The sequence below is a fragment of the Pseudoalteromonas sp. MQS005 genome (assembly GCF_001661605.1).
In the GTDB taxonomy this organism is placed as follows: domain Bacteria; phylum Pseudomonadota; class Gammaproteobacteria; order Enterobacterales; family Alteromonadaceae; genus Pseudoalteromonas; species Pseudoalteromonas tetraodonis.
Map to the genome: position 1 here is coordinate 1 of NZ_LYRQ01000073.1, position 16,836 is coordinate 16,836.

Genomic DNA, 16,836 nt, shown 5'->3' on the forward strand with positions numbered 1-16,836 from the left:
AACAAGCAAAATATTGTATTTTTTATAAACAGATTACAATTGCTTTAAAATAGTTTTTATCTGTATGTTTTTTAGCCACTTAAAATAAAAAACCACCTTGAATTTAAGGTGGTTTAAAGTTTAGTGTTTAAATATTAACTATTTAACTTGCCAGTCGATAACGCTCTCGGCTTTGATTGGTACTACTACAGAGTCACCTAGCGAGTAGCTTGCCGGCACTGTCCAAGGCGATTTTTCTAAGGTAATAGTGTCGGTGTTACGCGCTAAGCCATAAAAATCTGGACCAAAATGGCTTGCAAAGCCCTCTAACTTATCAAGCGCACCAGCCTCTTCAAAAGCTTCAGCATAAAGTTCAATAGCAGCATGTGCAGTGTAAGCACCTGCACAACCGCATGCAGCTTCTTTTTTATCTTTATAATGTGGCGCTGAATCAGTGCCTAAAAAGAATTTTTTATTGCCACTCGTTGCAGCCGCCATAAGTGCTTGCTGATGAATGTTTCGCTTTAATATAGGTAAGCAATAATAATGTGGGCGAATGCCCCCTGCTAACATATGGTTACGGTTATATAGTAAATGATGCGCAGTAATTGTAGCGGCTACATTATCAGAGGCACTTTCTACAAATTCTACCGCATCTTTCGTTGTTATGTGTTCAAGAACAATTTTAAGCTCAGGGAAGTCAGCGACAACATCGCCTAGAATAGTCTCTAAAAACACTTTTTCACGATCAAATATATCAATAGACGAGTCGGTTACTTCACCGTGGACGAGTAACAGCATGCCAACTTCTTGCATTGCTTTTAACACCGGATAAATATTTTTAACCGATGTTACGCCAGAATCTGAATTTGTGGTTGCACCCGCTGGGTACAATTTAGCTGCAAATATTTTACCCGTTGCTTTTGCCTTTTTTATCTCTTCTGGTGTCGTTTTATCAGTAAGATAAAGTACCATTAGTGGCTCAAACTGCCCTTGAGGTTTCGCTGCCATAATGCGCTCTCGGTACGATAATGCGGTTTCAGTACACGTGGCTGGCGGTACTAGGTTTGGCATAATGATCGCGCGGCCCATATAACGACTGATATCACGTACTGTATCTTTTAGCTGATCCCCGTCGCGTAAATGTACATGCCAATCATCGGGCCTAGTAATCGTTAGAGTTGTCATTTTGCTCGTCATCGTAAAATCCTAATGCTTAAGTTAACTGATCATAGGCATATGGGGTTTTCGAGTAAAGACCTTATTAAAAAATAATCCTTAGATACTATATATAAAGTAAACTTTACACTTCACGCTTCTCATTTATCGTTTTATTTTGTAGAAAGGTTAATATTAGGTTAACGTATGTACCTTTAATGATAATTATAAGGCCTACCTTCGTTGCCTATGTCGAACACTATCGATACTACTAAAGCGCTCGAAACTAAAACGGATCAATTGAGTATAATCAATCAGTTCTCCTCAAGTTTATTGCAACTGAATACGTTAGAAGCGCTCTTTAGTTATGTCACCACACAAGTTGTTAATCGACTTGGATTTGTCGACTGCGTGATTTATTTAGCCGATGACAGCCAATCTACGCTAAATCAAGTGGCGTCTATGGGTATTGAAAGCGAACACACTAGTTATCAGTCAGAACGAAAGTTAATCCGCTTTAATGAGGGGATAACGGGCTATGCTGCATCAACTGGGCAAGCTTTAATAATAGGCGATGTAACTAAAGACAGCCGCTACATTGCTGATGAGCGCCCTGCACAATCAGAGCTGTGTGTGCCTTTAATATATAAAGATAAAGTACTCGGCGTAATTGACTGTGAACACCCAATAAAAAATTACTTTACCAGTTCACATTTAGAAATTTTAACTACCGTTGCCCACTTACTAAGCGCAAAAATAAATCAAGTGAATACCGTCAACAGCTTGCAAGATACCGTTCGGCAACTTAATAATGCGCAAAAATTAGAAAGTAGCCTACTGCAAATAGCTAACTTAACCTATAAAGCACAAAATTTAGATACCTTTTTTAAATCGCTGCATGTGATTATTGATAGCCTTCTTAATGCAAGTAACTTTTTTATTGCTTTGTATGATAAAAAAGAAGATGTTCTAGATTTTGTCTATACCGTTGAAAGCGGTGTACAAACAAACACGCATAAAATTATTTCAAAAGATCAGTTAAAAGAAACAGCCTCTTACTATTTATTAATTAACGAGCGCCCTTTACTGCTTAATAAAGAGCAATACCGACACTATATAGAGCAAGGCCACTTTAAATTGGTCGGTGAACTAGCAGACTCTTGGCTTGGTGTGCCATATAAAGTTAATGAGCGCATGAGTGGCGTTATTGTCGTACAAAGCTATGACAAGCAACATTACTACAACGAACATGATAGCTCGCTGTTGACGTATGTGAGCCGACAAATAAGTATGGTTATAGACAGGCATTTAGCTCGCCAAGAACTCGAGCACAAAGCACTGCATGATGAACTAACAGGGCTTGCCAATCGTTCGTTACTAATAGAAAGAATGAAGCATGCAATTTTACGCTTGAATCGCGCTAAAAAAGGTACTTTTCATGCTCTGCTCTACCTTGATTTTGATCGCTTCAAAAGTATTAATGATTCGTTAGGCCATGAAGTAGGTGACCATTTTTTAATTGCTATTTGTAAATTGATTACTCAAACCGTTCGCAATACTGATACCTTTTCTCGCTTAGGTGGCGATGAGTTTGCTATTTTTATGGAAAATCTCAGTCATCGTGACCAAGTAAACGATGCCCTCGCTCGAATAAAAACCGCCCTGTCAGATCCCATTGATATTGATGGTCATTTACTGCAACCCTCTACCAGTATTGGCGTTGCATTTAGCGATAATGTAAACGATGAAGCATTTGTTTTATTACAGCAATCAGACGCGGCTATGTACGAAGCAAAATCATCAGGGCGTGGCCAAGTTAAGTTTTTTAATAATGTCATGCGTAACAAGTTAAAAACACATGCCGACCTTGAAAATGATTTACAACACGGTATTGAGCATGATGAGTTTGAACTGTATTTTCAGCCTATTTTTAACATTACTAGCAGTGACGTTATGGGGTTTGAAGCTTTAGTACGTTGGCATCACCCACGAAAAGGGTTTGTATCGCCAGGTGACTTTATCCCCATTGCAGAAAAAACGGGGCAGATTATCAATTTAGATTTGCATTTGCTCGACCTTGCAGCACAGCATATCGCTTTATGGCAACAACAAGGGCATCGTTTTTTACGCGTTACGGTTAATGTTTCATCTCGCCACTTCGCAAGTTTAGAGTTTGTAGATCAGCTTCACGCAATCTACAAAAAACATCAACTACCTTTAGGCTCATTATGTCTAGAAATAACCGAATCGGGATTGATTGAAAATTTAGAGTTAGCAACACAAATTATTCAAGGATTATCGCCTTTAAAAGTATTGCTCTGTTTAGATGACTTTGGCACCGGTTACTCTGCCCTTGGTTACTTGCATCAACTGCCTATTCATGTCCTTAAAATTGATAAAAGCTTTATCGATAATTTAAAAACCACGGCCAATCCATTGATTGATGCTATTTTAACCTTAGCCATTTCATTAGATCTTATTGTTATAGCAGAAGGGATAGAAAGCCCTGAACAACTCGCTATTTTGCAAAAAACCCAATGTGATTATGGCCAAGGCTTTTTAAAGTCTAAACCTGTTACAGCAAAAGAAGCTATTTTACTAATACATAGCCCTCTTTAATTAATAAGCCAGGTTTGCTGGCTTTTAAAAATCACAGTAATTACTTTTACGCTTTTGCCAACACTAACTCATGCAACGTCACTTTACAGCTTTTTACAATCTGCCTTATAACTGCTTACTTAAGTAAGGGTCTATTTAACCAGTAGAAAACCTTATAATTAGTTTGTGCCACATTGTTCTTAATAAAAATCTTTAACCCCGTTAGCGAATGCTTTAATACATTATATTATTTAAAGGCGTATACGAATTGGTATTAATGTATGCCAATGAGTAGCCCCTAATCATTCAATCCTTGCATTCGCTGCTTTTTTCAATCGTGTATCCTTTACACCTCAGTTGCGTTTACTGAGCTTTTGCCTGCCAAACCCTTCGCCGTAAATTTTAATTCGCATTTTAACCTCGCTATGAAACATCTAAATATTAATGTCGCGCTATAACCTACTTATTTTAGAGAGTTACATGACAATAAAGTTATCTGTTACCAGAACAATAATTATTAATAAAAAACTCAAACAAACATGAGACAAATTCAACAATAAATAAAAAACTAAACACTGTTTGACTCAACAAAGTTAAAAAACTTAATGTTCGCAGTAAAAAACACACTAAAGTGCAATTTTATAGCCATCCAGACGTTGAAACGGTTTTTGTAAAGGCGTAGTATGTAATGAATCTGAGCTATACTCACCATATCCATGAGATTTATTAAAGATGATTGACATTAAACACTTAAAAACAATTGCTACCCTTAAAGAAACGGGTTCTCTCGTCAATACAGCCCGCGAACTATTTTTAACTCAGTCAGCTTTATCACATCAAATCAAAGATTTAGAAAATAAATTAGACTGCCAGTTGTTTGAGCGTAAAACTCAACCAGTCCGATTTACACCTCAAGGTATGTTATTACTTGAATTAGCACACGAAATATTACCTAAATTAGAAGCCACCAAGTGCCGACTCAAAGAAAGCCTAAACCAGCCTATTTCGCAGCTGCGTTTAAGCGTTGAATGTCATGCCTGTTTTCATTGGTTATTGCCTACTATTAAAGAATTTAATAACTTTTGGCCTGATATAAAAATTGATTACGAGCGAGGCTTTAGTTACGACGCTATCCCAGACTTATTAAATGATGAATTAGATCTCGTGCTTACATCAGATATTCGCGACCCTGACAAACTTGAATACGCCCATTTGTTTGACTTTAAGCTGAAACTGATTGTGGCACCGGATCACGACTTAGCTAAAAAAGCCTATGTAACTGCGCTTGATTTGAAAAGCGAAACTATTATTTCTTACCCTATTCCGCGTGAGCGCCAAGATATATTTAAGCATTTCATCCAAAATGCGCGTTTTGACGGCACGCTAAAAACGGTTGATCAAGGTTTACTTATATTTCAATTAGTCAGTGCAGGTATGGGTGTGGCCGCCTTACCCGATTGGTTAGTAACCCCGTATGAAAGCCAAGGGTTAATTAAGTCAATTCCACTGGGCGCGCTTGGTTTAACGCGTCCAATGTACTTAGCGATGAAAAAAGACATGAAAGACAATCCAGTTTATCGTCACTTTTTAAACACCTGTAAATTAAATAACGGTCGATAAATCTTAAACTTATGAGTAACATGCTAATAAATATACTTAATCATGTTGCTCACTATGTTTGAACTAAAAAAAATACTGGGCGGCTTGCTCATGCCATTACCTTTGTTGGGCTTAGTAAGCCTAATATTACTCATTTTTGCGCTCAAACAACGAAAAGTCGCAATCGCTATATCTTTAATGAGCCTAGCAACCCTGCTACTTGCCAGCACCCCTTTGGTGGCCAACTTACTGATTAAAAATAGCCAACCAACCTCATTAGCATTTAATTATCTTAAACACCCCAATATAGATAAAATTGTGGTGCTTGGCTGTGACATAAACCCCAACCCTGCATTGAGTGCTAACAGTCAGTTAGGTAATTGTGCGTTAACCCGTTTGGTGGAAGGAATAAGACTTGCTAACATTTATCCCCATGCGCAACTGATTGTTTCAGGTGGGGGGTATGAAAAAGTCACCAACAGTGCGTTAATGTATAAAACCGCGATTAGCTTAGGTATTAATAAAAATCGTATTGTGCAAAATCCAAACGCAATGGATACCGCCCAAGAGGCAAAACTTTTAGCCTCAAAACTCGTTGATTACAAGGTCGCTTTAGTCACCTCAGTAAGCCATATGCCCAGAGCAAAAAATTTATTTAATGCGCAAGGCATTAACGTTATCCCTGCCGCAACCGACTACCACAACTTTGCCGCTTTCCCTTGGTATAAACAATTCATACCCAATGCAAAAGCATTACTAGTAGTTACCCAGTATGCTCATGAAGTTATTGGCAATGCGTGGATAAATGTACGCCGTACAATTAACCCTGAAGCACTTTAATTAAGTTAACGCTTATTACGTTCCCCCTAAAAAACCGCAATTATTTGCGTTTTACACAGGGGGTTATTAAAAAATAAAAACTGAATATTCGTTTGATAGTAGCGTTGGGTGTTTTGTTATTCTTAGAGGGTTTTAACCTCAGCTGTTTTATTCCAAAGCCGGTACAGTGTCACTAAAAATACGCAAAGAAATAGCAGACTTAGTGCTGTTAAATTCTCAACACCTAAAGCATCAAAAGTAGCACCGAAAATGTAGCCTCCACCGACTAAAAAAATAACCCATAGCAGTGCAGAGCATCCATTTAACACACTAAAGCGGCGCCAACTAATTGCTGTAAGCCCTACGGGAATGGCACCAATCGTGCGTAATCCTTTAGGATAACGATATAAAAAAATGTAGGCTGTGCCATGGCGTTCAGCAAGCTCACTGGCTGTTTTAAATAATCGACCAAGGCGGCCTGGTTTTTCAAGCCATGCCGCGCCATACGCTCTTGCTATAGCAAAACGTAATTCATCGCCCAAGTATCCCCCCATAAAAGTAGCCAAAGCAACAAAACCAACATCTAGTGCGCCAGTATGTGCAGCATAGCCTGCGAACAAAGGTAGCCATCCACTTTTTAACGCACAATAACCAAAAAGTAACAGATAAACCAACAACCCGTACTGCTCAATTAAAGCTAATACCCCTTCCATTTCATTCCTTTAAAGTAACTACCTTAGTAGCAAGCAAAGTAACATTGTAATTTAAACGAGGTAAGTACAGCGAAAGATCTATGTTTTTTGCAATATAAGAATGGATGTAATTATGATTTTAAGCGTAGGTTTATATCTATTACGTTTATTCAATTTTTGGGATGCATAAAACCAAAAATAATTAACTCACAAAAAGATAAAAGGGTATGCGGGTATATAAAAAATCAACATACTGACTTACCATAGTTTGCTAAATTAGCTATTTAGAACGCTATATTTTAAATAACCTACCCGAAATACGTTACAAGTAGGTTATTTATAAAATTACTTTTAAGCTAGGTGTTTACACAGGATTGTCTATGTCAATAAATGTCACGTCAAAGCCATGTTGCTTAGCAAGATATTCGCCTAATGCTTTTATACCGTAGCGCTCGGTGGCGTGATGGCCTGCGGCAAAAAAGTCGATATTTTGCTCGCGTGAGCTGTGAATGGTTTGCTCTGATGCCTCACCAGTTAAGTAAGCATCAATACCTTGCTCGGCTGCTAAGTCGACATACCCTTGCCCGCCACCTGTACACAAAGCGATGGTTTCAATTTTATCAGTACGTACTAAACTCGTTAGTGGCTCGCGCTTAAGCACTTGGCTTATTTTTTTAGCAAATTCACTGCCCGTTAACGGTGTTTTTAAACGTCCTTTCATCGCTACACTGTTGTTAGTTGGCTCAAGGCCTGCTTCAATTTCAATATCGAGCAATTGCGCCAGCTGTGCGTTATTACCCATTTCAGGGTGAATATCTAATGGCAAATGATAGGCAAATAAATTGATGTCTTTAGCTAAAAGCGCAGCCACACGACGTTTTTTCATGCCAGTGATAGGTTGTGACTCGCCTTTCCAAAAATAGCCATGGTGTACCAAAATGGCATCGGCATTATTTTCAATCGCGGCATCAATAAGTGCTTGGCTTGCCGTTACACCCGTTACTATGGTGCGTATCTCATCTTTACCTTCTACCTGAAGCCCGTTTGGACAAAAATCGTTAATGGTTTCTGGCTTTAACAGGGTGTTTAATAATTGATTAAATTCTCTACGTTGCATACTACTTACCTTACTTTGCACTGAATTTTGTACAAATTTTGGCGGTTATGCGCTAAAAATGAAAGGAAAATCGCAAAAAATTGAAAAACAGTTCTAAAATAGGTATAAATACCTCTTCTTTATCTGTGTAAACAACGTATAGGGTCTCTGATGAGCAAACTAGACAAAACAGAAGTGTTATCTGCCTTTGAAGCTGCATATGAAGCTGCCAACGGTAAAAAACCTGAAATAACAACTAAACCTGGCTGGTATAGCATTGATGGCGGCAAGAACATGCGCCTAGCTGATGTAGCAGAGCTGACTAAAGAATTAAGCTCTGGTAAGTCTACAAAAAAAGCTGCAGTAAAAGCACCTGCTAAAAAAACTAAAAAAGCTGCTCCTGTAAAAGCACAGAAAAAAGCGCCTTTCACTGTGATCAAACAAAACGAAGAAGGCTACACAGCAGAAGAGCTTTGGATAGTTGAGCTTGCTCGCAAAGATCACGATTGCCGCCTACCTCGCGGTGTTGTTTGATCAGCTGAGTGCTTTGTATAAAAGAAACCGCGTTAAGCGGTTTTTTTATATTTATTATCCATCAAGTATTGAATAAACCACCTCGCAACAAAGCCAGACAAAACTATAAATACAGTTCCTGCCAGTACTGGCATTATTAAAAAATCCCAACTTTGGCCAGACTCAATAATTAAGATAGGGTTTGCGCCGGCAGCAGGGTGAATAGTTTTTGTGATTATCATTAATGTTATAGCAATACCCACAGCCAGCCCAATCATAATCGCACTATCAGCACTATAGTAGCTAAAAACAACCCCAATCATTGCGGTCATCATATGCCCCCCTATTACGTTTTTTGGCATAGCTAACGGGCTCTGCGGTACGCTAAAAACAAGTACAGCTGTTGCGCCGAATGGCGCCATTAACCAAATACCGTAATCACCCATATAATTTAGCCACGCCAAAAACCCCAAAACAAAAGTAGAAAAAACGCCTGCGATTAACGCCGACTTTATTTGCTCACTATGCATATTACCTCCTCAAAAGTAGACCGACTTGTCTACACCTGCAATATAGACAAGTCGGTCTACCTATGTCAAGCTGTGTTTTTACTGCTCAAATTTGGAATATCATGGATAAACAACAACAAATAATCAGTACGGCACTGAGTCTTTTTTATAAAAAGGGTATACACGCTGTTGGTATTAATGAAATTTTAGCTGTATCGGGCATTGCAAAAAAAACCTTATATAAGCACTTTGAAAGCAAAGACGCGCTTATTTGTGCTTGTTTAGTCGCACGTGACATCTGCTTTAACGCTTGGCTTAAAAAAATATGTATACAACCAAGTGCTATGTTAGTCGCACAGGCAATTTTTGCCGGACTGAAAAAGTGGATTAATAATGAGGTTTCAGAGTTAGGGTGTTTTAATGGCTGTTTTTTTATTAATACTGCAGCTGAGTACCCTGTAGAGAACGACCCTATTGCCAAACTTTGCAAACAGCACAAGCAAGCGAACTTTGAGATCATACTATCAGCTCTTTTAGAAACGCCTGAATTTGCTCACAATAGAGAAAAAGCAATTGAAGCCACGCAACACTTACTTATTCTAAAGGAAGGTTATATATGTAGAGCGAGGGTGATGCATGATGTAACAGTGACTCCACCTAGTGATAATATTTTAAAAGCGATAGTAGCGGTTGGTTAAATAGGTAAATACAGTATTAAAAAAGCGGCTAAATAGCCGCTTATTGACTAAAAAATAGCTGCATTATTCAAAAAATAATGGTTCACGCTGTTTTTTGCCTACTTCGTTCATGGTGGCTGCGTCGAACAAACGGCCGTTGATCATGGTGTAATCAATTTTGTCTGAATCACGAATGTTTTTCAGTGGGTCGCCATCAATAACCATTAAATCTGCCAGTTTACCGACCTCTAATGAACCCACATTTTTATCTAGGCCTAAATATTTTGCCGGATCGAGTGTCGATGCTCTAATTGCTTCCAGTGGCGTCATGCCGCCTTGGGCAAACATCCACATTTCCCAATGCGCACCTAACCCCTCACGTTGGCCATGCGCACCCAAATTAACAAGTACACCTAAATCTTGTAACTCAGCCGCTACGCGAGCATTGTTAAAGTGATTATAGTGATGATCGGGTGCTTTAACTCGGCGCATTGAGCGCGGTAATAATTGGTTTTTAGGCACAAATTTACTTAAACGTGGATGATTCCATACGTCCGTTTTATCATACCAGTAGTTTTCACCCCAAATACCGCCATAGGCAACCACCAATGTAGGTGTGTAACCTACATCACTTTGTGACCATAGCTGCTTAATATCGTCATAAATATGTTCAACAGGAATTGAATGCTCAATGCCTGTATGGCCATCGACTACCATACTCAAGTTATGTTGTAATAATGAACCCCCTTCTGGTACTACCATCATTTCAAGCATTCGCCCTGCTTCTATAACTTGCTGACGCTGCTCTCTGCGCGGTTGGTTATACGATTTAACACTAAACGCACCCACTTTTTTAAGGCGCTCTAAATGAAATTTAGCATCATCTAATGAGTCAATATGCGAGGTATACCCAGGCATATTCGCGCCGTATAAAATAGTACCGGTAGAGAAAATACGCGGACCAACGATCATCCCCGCTTTTTGCATTTCACTCGCGGTAAATATTTCAGTGGTATCGTTTGATGGGTCGTGAATAGTAGTAACACCCAGCGCAAGACCTGCTAAGTTTTTCCAATTTTGCTGCGGGATAATTTCATCACTGGCTTGTGAGCCATGAGCATGGGCATCGACAATGCCAGGCATAATTGTTTTACCTGTTACATCAATGACCTTTGCTCCCTTAGGAATACTCACATCAGCAGCAGTGCCAATGGCTTTGATATGTTTGCCATCGGTAATGATCACGCCATTTTCAATGACCTTTTCACCCTCCATGGTAATAATTTTAGCGCCAGTTAATGCAATCATGCCCTGCGGTTCAGCCATTTTTTTACTAAAGCCGATATTAGTCCCGCTTTTTACTTTAACGTCTTTATCATCTGCTTTATTAATAGCAAACATACCCTCTAAACTGGCATGGTAAAGCTCAGGCCCCAGTGTCCAATACAGTTTATTGCTGTTGGCACTCCAGCTAATGTTTTCACCGGCGCGTACAGATAGTTGCTCAATTGGAAATTGACTGTCTTTGGGCCCAATATTTATCGTTTTGCCGCGCTCTACAAATGGAGTAACAAATACTTTAAAGCGCTCAGCAAAAGCTAAATACTCACCATCTGGAGAGACTCTAAATTCAGTGGCGTGCTCTGACTCATACAGTTTACGTACTTTTTTACTTTCAAGCTCTACCACACTCAACGTTGGTTTAGGCCATGGGCTCATAATATAAACACGATCGTTGGCACTGCCAAACTGAGGTTGATAGCCACTTTTAGAAATGAGCTCACTTTTTCCGCCTTTAGCACTAACACTGTATACCCCAGGATGCAGTGACCACTTAGGGTTTAAAATGCTGCCGCCGCTGGCTTTACGATACACCACGGTTTTGCCATCTGGACTAAATGTTGGCTCTACGTATTTTCCCGGCTCTTGTGTAATAGTGTCGCCACGACCACTACGTGCAGAGACGACACGCACGGTGCCTTGTTCGTTATCATCCCACGTGGTGTAGACAATGTTTTTGCCATCACGAGAATACTGCGGGAATAACTCATAATGATCGGTTTGCTTAGTTAAGCGCTTTATTTTTCCTGATTCTAAATCGCGCTTGTAAATATAACCAAGCGCTTCAAAAAGTGCGGTTTCACCATCAGGGCTAATTTGCACATTACGCAGCATTTTTACATCAAACTCATCAGTGTCGATATTTTGAGTAAAACGCACTGCTTTTTGAATTTTTTTCGTGGTGTCTACTTTAAATGCAATATCGCTAACTGATTTATCATCGACATTGAGTTTATGAAGGGTGCCGCCAGCCCAAAATACCAGCTCTTCGTTATCTGGGGTCCACGCAATAGTCGGATATACGCCATGAATCGCCCACGTTTCTTGCATATCGCGCTCTAGCTTGTCGTATAGCTTAGTATGCTCACCACTGGTTAAATCATATAAGTACAGGCTGGTTTGAAAGTCATCACGCTTTATGTACGCTAGTTTTTTACCATCTGGCGACGGCGTCGGTCTTATTGCCCCGCCCATGCCACTTATAATGGTTTCTATGTCGCCTGTTTCACGGTCATAACGCTTAATTTTATAAATACCGGCAACAGAGTCTTTTGAATAATGAAAAGTTTTACCTGGGGTTGCATCATGCGAAAAATAAACATACCGACCATCAGGTGAAAACATGGGTTCACCTAAATCTTTTTGATCGTTTTCACGTTTAGTCAGTTGCACCCCTTTACCGCCGGCTTTGTGATAAAGCCAGACCTCACCTGCGCCTAGCGAGCGACTGGCGGTAAAATGCTTACGTGCAACTAAATAATCGCCATCAGGGCTCCACGCAGGGCTATTGAGTAATCTAAATGTTTCGTCAGTGACGGCGGTTTGGTTTTCGCCGTTAACATCCATTATCCAAATATTGTCACCACCGCCTTGATCTGATGTAAAAGCAATGTGCTTGCCATCTGGGCTAAAGCGCGGCTGCATTTGCCATGCAATGTCTGAGGTTATTTTAGTCGCTTTACCACCACTCATTGGCATGGTGTAAATATCGCCCAGTAAATCAAATACTAAGGTTTCTCCGTCAGGACTTATATCGACATTCATCCATGTGCCTTGCTCTACACTAATAGATGCATCAACAAATTGCCCTTTAGGTGAATCAACTTGCCATTTTTTTTCATCCGTTTGCTCTGCGTGTGCGTGGCCTAATGCCAATGAAACCGATAACGCGAGTGCTGTTTGCAGCATTTTTTCATGCTTATCTCACTTATTATTGTTGCTGTGTGTTGATCTATTACATGATTGCAACAAAAACGCCAGCAAGTTACCAGCGTAATAGGATGAAGTGCATAAAATCAGTGCCAAACAATAGGATCAAATTGATAAAAATCCACTAGCAAATGGTAAATTTCAGGGTCTTCACGGCGTAAATCGGCGGGTTTCTCTAAGAATGTTTCGGTGATCACCGCAAAAAACTCAGCCTCATTGGTGGCTCCATAGCTATGTATTACATGCGGCATACTATAAGCAACATGGGTTTTTAACTGCGAAAACGCTCGGCTAAACACTCGCCCCCATTGTTGGTATTTTGCCTGTGATGCAAGTAGTGGCGTGCCGGTGGTTTTACCGGTTTCTTGATCAAGTTGATGTGCAAATTCATGAAACACTAAGTTATGCCCATCACTGGGTAAGCGGTTGCCCTCAAGCACATCATGCCAACTAAGCACCAATGTTCCCCCCGGCCACGATTCACCTTGCCTTACTGTATTATGAAAACTGACAAGGCCTGCGTTATCGCGGCTTGATTGGGGCGCGTAATACGCGCTGGGGTAGAGTAAAATTTCTTTTACGTTTTTATACAAAGGCCAAGGCTTGTTAAGCACAAGCAAGCAGGCATCGGCGGCAATAATGAGTTTCATTGCCTCCGTTAGTTGCAACCCATCGCAGCCAACAAAACGCTTTTCATTTAAAAACCACACAATATGGGATGCTAACTTGGCTCGCTCTGCATCGGTCATTTTGTTGTATATGGGCATAGCACGCAGTAACAACGTATGTTGTTGCTCACTTAACAATAAATCACTGTATTTACGGTGCCACACGGCATTTTGAATATCAGGCCAACGCCAAAACATTATAATAAATACAATTAAAACAAAAATTAATAGCCCATTTATCATTGGGTCGTCCTAAATCAAACCATTTAGCTTTAACGCCAAAATACTGCGCCCGTATTATTAAAATAGTAATGGGTGCAGTGAGGCTGTTTTTCAATCACATCACTTCAGTTCGATTTCGGCCATTGTTTTTTGCCTTATACAAAGCTTGGTCAGCCCGTGATAATAATCGGTCATAATCATCAACATCACCAGAGTCAGAAACACCAAAACTCACGGTTACGCTGAGGCCTTCTGCGATATTTGAAAAGTTTTTATTTTCAATACATTTGCGCAACTTCTCGCACATTTCTTGTGCTTGCACTGCACTCGTATCAGGAAACACAAAAGTAAACTCTTCGCCGCCCCAGCGAGCTACCTCTTGCTCACCTTCGCAGTGCGCTTTAAGAATGTTAGCTACTTCACATATAACCTGATCACCTATGAGGTGTGACCAACCATCGTTAATCCGTTTAAAGTGATCAATATCCATAATAGCGATAGCAAGTGATTTATTACATGCTTTAAAGTCTGAAAAGTTATCCGCCAGCCAGCCATCAAATGCGCGGCGATTCGGTAAATCGGTAAGCTGATCGTGTGTGGCTTGATACGCAAAGGCACTGGCTTGCTCTTGCAGTGCTTGCGTTTGCTTCACCACTCGACTCGTTAATTCCTTTTCAACTTGTTTATAACGATATAAGCGGTAGCGATAAGCGCTATATATCACCACCACAAAAAGAAAAAACATAAACAACTTAAAGCTTGTTTTTTGCCAAAAGTGCGATTGAATTTCAAAGTTAACGACTTTGTGATTTTGTTGCCAATCAGTATTTGGATAGGCTGCACGTACAGCAAAAGAATACTTGCCCGCAGGTAAGTTAGTGTATTCAGCAGTCGCTATGTGTTGACGGTTGATCCATTCGTTATTAAAGCCTTCCAATTTTGTTTGAAAGTTTAATCGCTGCGGCATAATGAAGCTCAGTCCCGCGTATTGAAATGACAAGCGCGTCACCCCTGGTGGTAAAATAATAGTTTCACCGTCTATAGGTAACGACGTTGGTTTACCATCAACAGAAAAGCTTTCAACAATCGTTGGTAACGCTATTTTAGTGGCTTCTTTTAAGCGTTCCGGTTTTACTGTACTCACCCCTTTTGCGGTAGCAAACCAAATTGTGCCATCTGAATGAGCGGTTGCAGAGGGGGTTGAACCGCCATTTGCTTGTGCACTGAGCATGCCATCACCCTCATCGTATAATTGAAAGGCGAGCGTACCTCTATTGTTAGATTTTGAATCAAGCAGCTCATTTACCTGCTTATAATTGACTTCAATAATGCCACGGTTACTTGATAGCCAGAGTGAGTCTTTAAACGGCACAATTTGAAAAAGCTTATCAACGGGTAAACCTAATTCACGCCCTAAAATAGTCATCTTTGCGTTTGAATGCTGATAACGAACTAAGCCGCGATCGGTAGCCATCCACGTGTATTTATCGTCAATGTAAAAGCCAAACGCATATTGGGCGGCAAATTCAGCAGGAAACTCAACAGGATTAAACACGTCAGTTTGAGTGTCATAAACCACGACCCCATTACCGGTTCCTACCCAAATATTAGCTGAGTTATCTTCACTCAAGGCTAAAATAAACCCACTCGGCAGCTCTTTTTCATTAGTAAATTGGTTTAAGCTACCGTCGGTATTAACGCGTGTCAGCCCCATGGCCGAGCCTATCCATAAGCGATTTTTTGAATCAAAAAGTAAAGATCTTACTTCATTACTACCTAAGCCATTATCACGGTTTAAATAAGGTATGAGTTCGTTATTAACCACTTTTAAAACACCCGAGGTGTATGTGCCTACCCAGACATCACCTTGGTTTTGCTCTAGTAAGCTTAATACTGAATATGGCGAGCCTTGTTTAGTGCCTTTAATATGGCTGATCTGATTATTTTGCAGCCGATCTAACCCCGTGCTTCCGCCTATCCATAAACTGCCATCAGAATGTGACAATACCGTACGCACATAATCGCTAGATAAGCCTCGCTTTTTGCCCCACGATGAAAACGGCGCTTCTCTTAACCTAAATACACCAGCATTGGTGCCTACCCAAATACTATTTTCTCTGTCTTGTAACAAAGAAAGAATACGGTTGGCGGGTAAACCATTTTTAGCATCTAATTGCTCTAAACCATCGACGCTAAGCCTAAAAACACCTTTATTAATGGTGCCAAACCACAGATCCCCATGATCATCTTCTAACAAACTGGAAATAGATTCCGCGTCGAGTTGTGGGTGAGGCGATTCAAATAGCTCACCATTAAGGATTCGTGCCCCTCTTTCACTTCCTATAATGAGTCGACCTTCACGGGTGATTAATAAGGTATATACGGGAGCATCTGGTAACCCTTGTTGTGGCGTCATCAAAGTGGGTTTGTAGTTGACTATTTTATACAGGCCATCACTGGTCGCCGCCCATATAACCCCCTTGGGGTCTTCAATGATTCGATACGCACTGACATTTTGTATTATTGGGATGTCTTGAGTGCTACTAGCTGAACGATAAAACACACCATCATTCTCAAGCGCTAGCCACAAGTTATCATTTTTACTTTTAAATATATGATTAACCATCGCTTGGGCAGGTGGTTGCGTGTCCCATTGGCGATGTTGATATAAGCTAATACCGCCGCGCGCCCCTGCAATAAGTAAACCACCATCAGATGTAGGGGTTAGCGCACGTACGCCTGAGTCAGGCAAGTCAGTAATTTCGGAGCGAGTAAATAACTTAAACTCTTGGCCATTGAAGCGGGCAAGTCCTTCCCAAGTACCCACCCATAGATACCCATCTTGTGTTTGTGCAAGGCTATTAATGCTATTGTGAGGAAGACCCGTACGTGTATTCCAAGTTTCAAAAAAATAATCACGTAACGGCAAACGAGTCTGCTGTTGTGCGTCAACAGAAAAAATCACCAACAAAATACATAAAATCACTAAGCGATTCATCAGATATTGCCTTTATAATTATAATTATTAATTTTTAT

Annotated in this window: 12 protein-coding genes; 5 read left to right on the plus strand and 7 right to left on the minus strand. The window is 40.2% G+C overall.

Annotated features, from left to right (window positions below):
• Positions 1–138: 138 nt before the first annotated feature.
• The gene (pyrC, locus tag A9479_RS18060) at positions 139–1,179 is read right to left on the minus strand and encodes a dihydroorotase (RefSeq protein ID WP_033104381.1); all 1,041 of its coding nucleotides are present in this window, start codon (positions 1,177–1,179) and stop codon (positions 139–141) included.
• 207 nt (positions 1,180–1,386) lie between these two features.
• On the opposite strand from pyrC, the gene A9479_RS18065 reads away from it, so the two are divergent.
• The 3 genes from A9479_RS18065 (at position 1,387) to A9479_RS18075 (ending at position 6,174) form a co-directional block, all read left to right on the plus strand.
• Complete coding sequence (locus A9479_RS18065; RefSeq protein WP_064664182.1) at positions 1,387–3,756, plus strand: bifunctional diguanylate cyclase/phosphodiesterase; 2,370 nt, start codon at positions 1,387–1,389, stop codon at positions 3,754–3,756.
• Between the two features lie 711 nt (positions 3,757–4,467).
• Positions 4,468–5,355 (plus strand): LysR family transcriptional regulator, encoded by an 888-nt coding sequence (locus A9479_RS18070; RefSeq protein ID WP_008114241.1) that lies wholly within the window; start codon positions 4,468–4,470, stop codon positions 5,353–5,355.
• A gap of 54 nt (positions 5,356–5,409) precedes the next feature.
• Positions 5,410–6,174 (plus strand): YdcF family protein, encoded by a 765-nt coding sequence (locus A9479_RS18075; RefSeq protein ID WP_064664188.1) that lies wholly within the window; start codon positions 5,410–5,412, stop codon positions 6,172–6,174.
• A gap of 122 nt (positions 6,175–6,296) precedes the next feature.
• On the opposite strand, the gene A9479_RS18080 is transcribed toward A9479_RS18075, so the two are convergent.
• Both A9479_RS18080 and A9479_RS18085 read right to left on the minus strand, forming a co-directional pair.
• Positions 6,297–6,866 (minus strand): DedA family protein, encoded by a 570-nt coding sequence (locus A9479_RS18080; RefSeq protein WP_064664183.1) that lies wholly within the window; start codon positions 6,864–6,866, stop codon positions 6,297–6,299.
• Between the two features lie 343 nt (positions 6,867–7,209).
• Positions 7,210–7,962 carry a Nif3-like dinuclear metal center hexameric protein gene (locus A9479_RS18085; RefSeq protein WP_064664184.1) on the minus strand — a complete coding sequence of 251 codons (753 nt, stop codon included), beginning with the start codon at positions 7,960–7,962 and terminating at the stop codon, positions 7,210–7,212.
• 150 nt (positions 7,963–8,112) lie between these two features.
• On the opposite strand from A9479_RS18085, the gene A9479_RS18090 reads away from it, so the two are divergent.
• The gene (locus A9479_RS18090; RefSeq protein WP_013465213.1) at positions 8,113–8,475 is read left to right on the plus strand and encodes a hypothetical protein; all 363 of its coding nucleotides are present in this window, start codon (positions 8,113–8,115) and stop codon (positions 8,473–8,475) included.
• A 32-nt stretch (positions 8,476–8,507) separates the two neighbouring features.
• On the opposite strand, the gene A9479_RS18095 is transcribed toward A9479_RS18090, so the two are convergent.
• Positions 8,508–8,984, minus strand: a complete 477-nt coding sequence (locus tag A9479_RS18095) for an HPP family protein (RefSeq protein ID WP_064664185.1) — start codon at positions 8,982–8,984, stop codon at positions 8,508–8,510.
• Between the two features lie 101 nt (positions 8,985–9,085).
• On the opposite strand from A9479_RS18095, the gene A9479_RS18100 reads away from it, so the two are divergent.
• Positions 9,086–9,661 (plus strand): TetR/AcrR family transcriptional regulator, encoded by a 576-nt coding sequence (locus tag A9479_RS18100; RefSeq protein WP_024602978.1) that lies wholly within the window; start codon positions 9,086–9,088, stop codon positions 9,659–9,661.
• A 63-nt stretch (positions 9,662–9,724) separates the two neighbouring features.
• Here the strand turns inward: A9479_RS18100 and A9479_RS18105 are convergent, their stop codons facing one another.
• From A9479_RS18105 to A9479_RS18115, 3 genes are all read right to left on the minus strand, one after another.
• Entirely contained in the window at positions 9,725–12,889 is a 3,165-nt protein-coding gene (locus A9479_RS18105; protein WP_064664186.1) for an amidohydrolase family protein, read from the minus strand.
• Positions 12,890–12,996: 107 nt separating this feature from the next.
• Positions 12,997–13,821: a M90 family metallopeptidase gene (locus tag A9479_RS18110; protein WP_013465218.1), complete on the minus strand. Its 825-nt coding sequence runs from the start codon at positions 13,819–13,821 to the stop codon at positions 12,997–12,999.
• 94 nt (positions 13,822–13,915) lie between these two features.
• On the minus strand, positions 13,916–16,798 hold the full coding sequence (locus tag A9479_RS18115) for a ligand-binding sensor domain-containing diguanylate cyclase (RefSeq protein WP_064664187.1): 2,883 nt from the start codon (positions 16,796–16,798) through the stop codon (positions 13,916–13,918).
• Positions 16,799–16,836 lie beyond the last annotated feature (38 nt).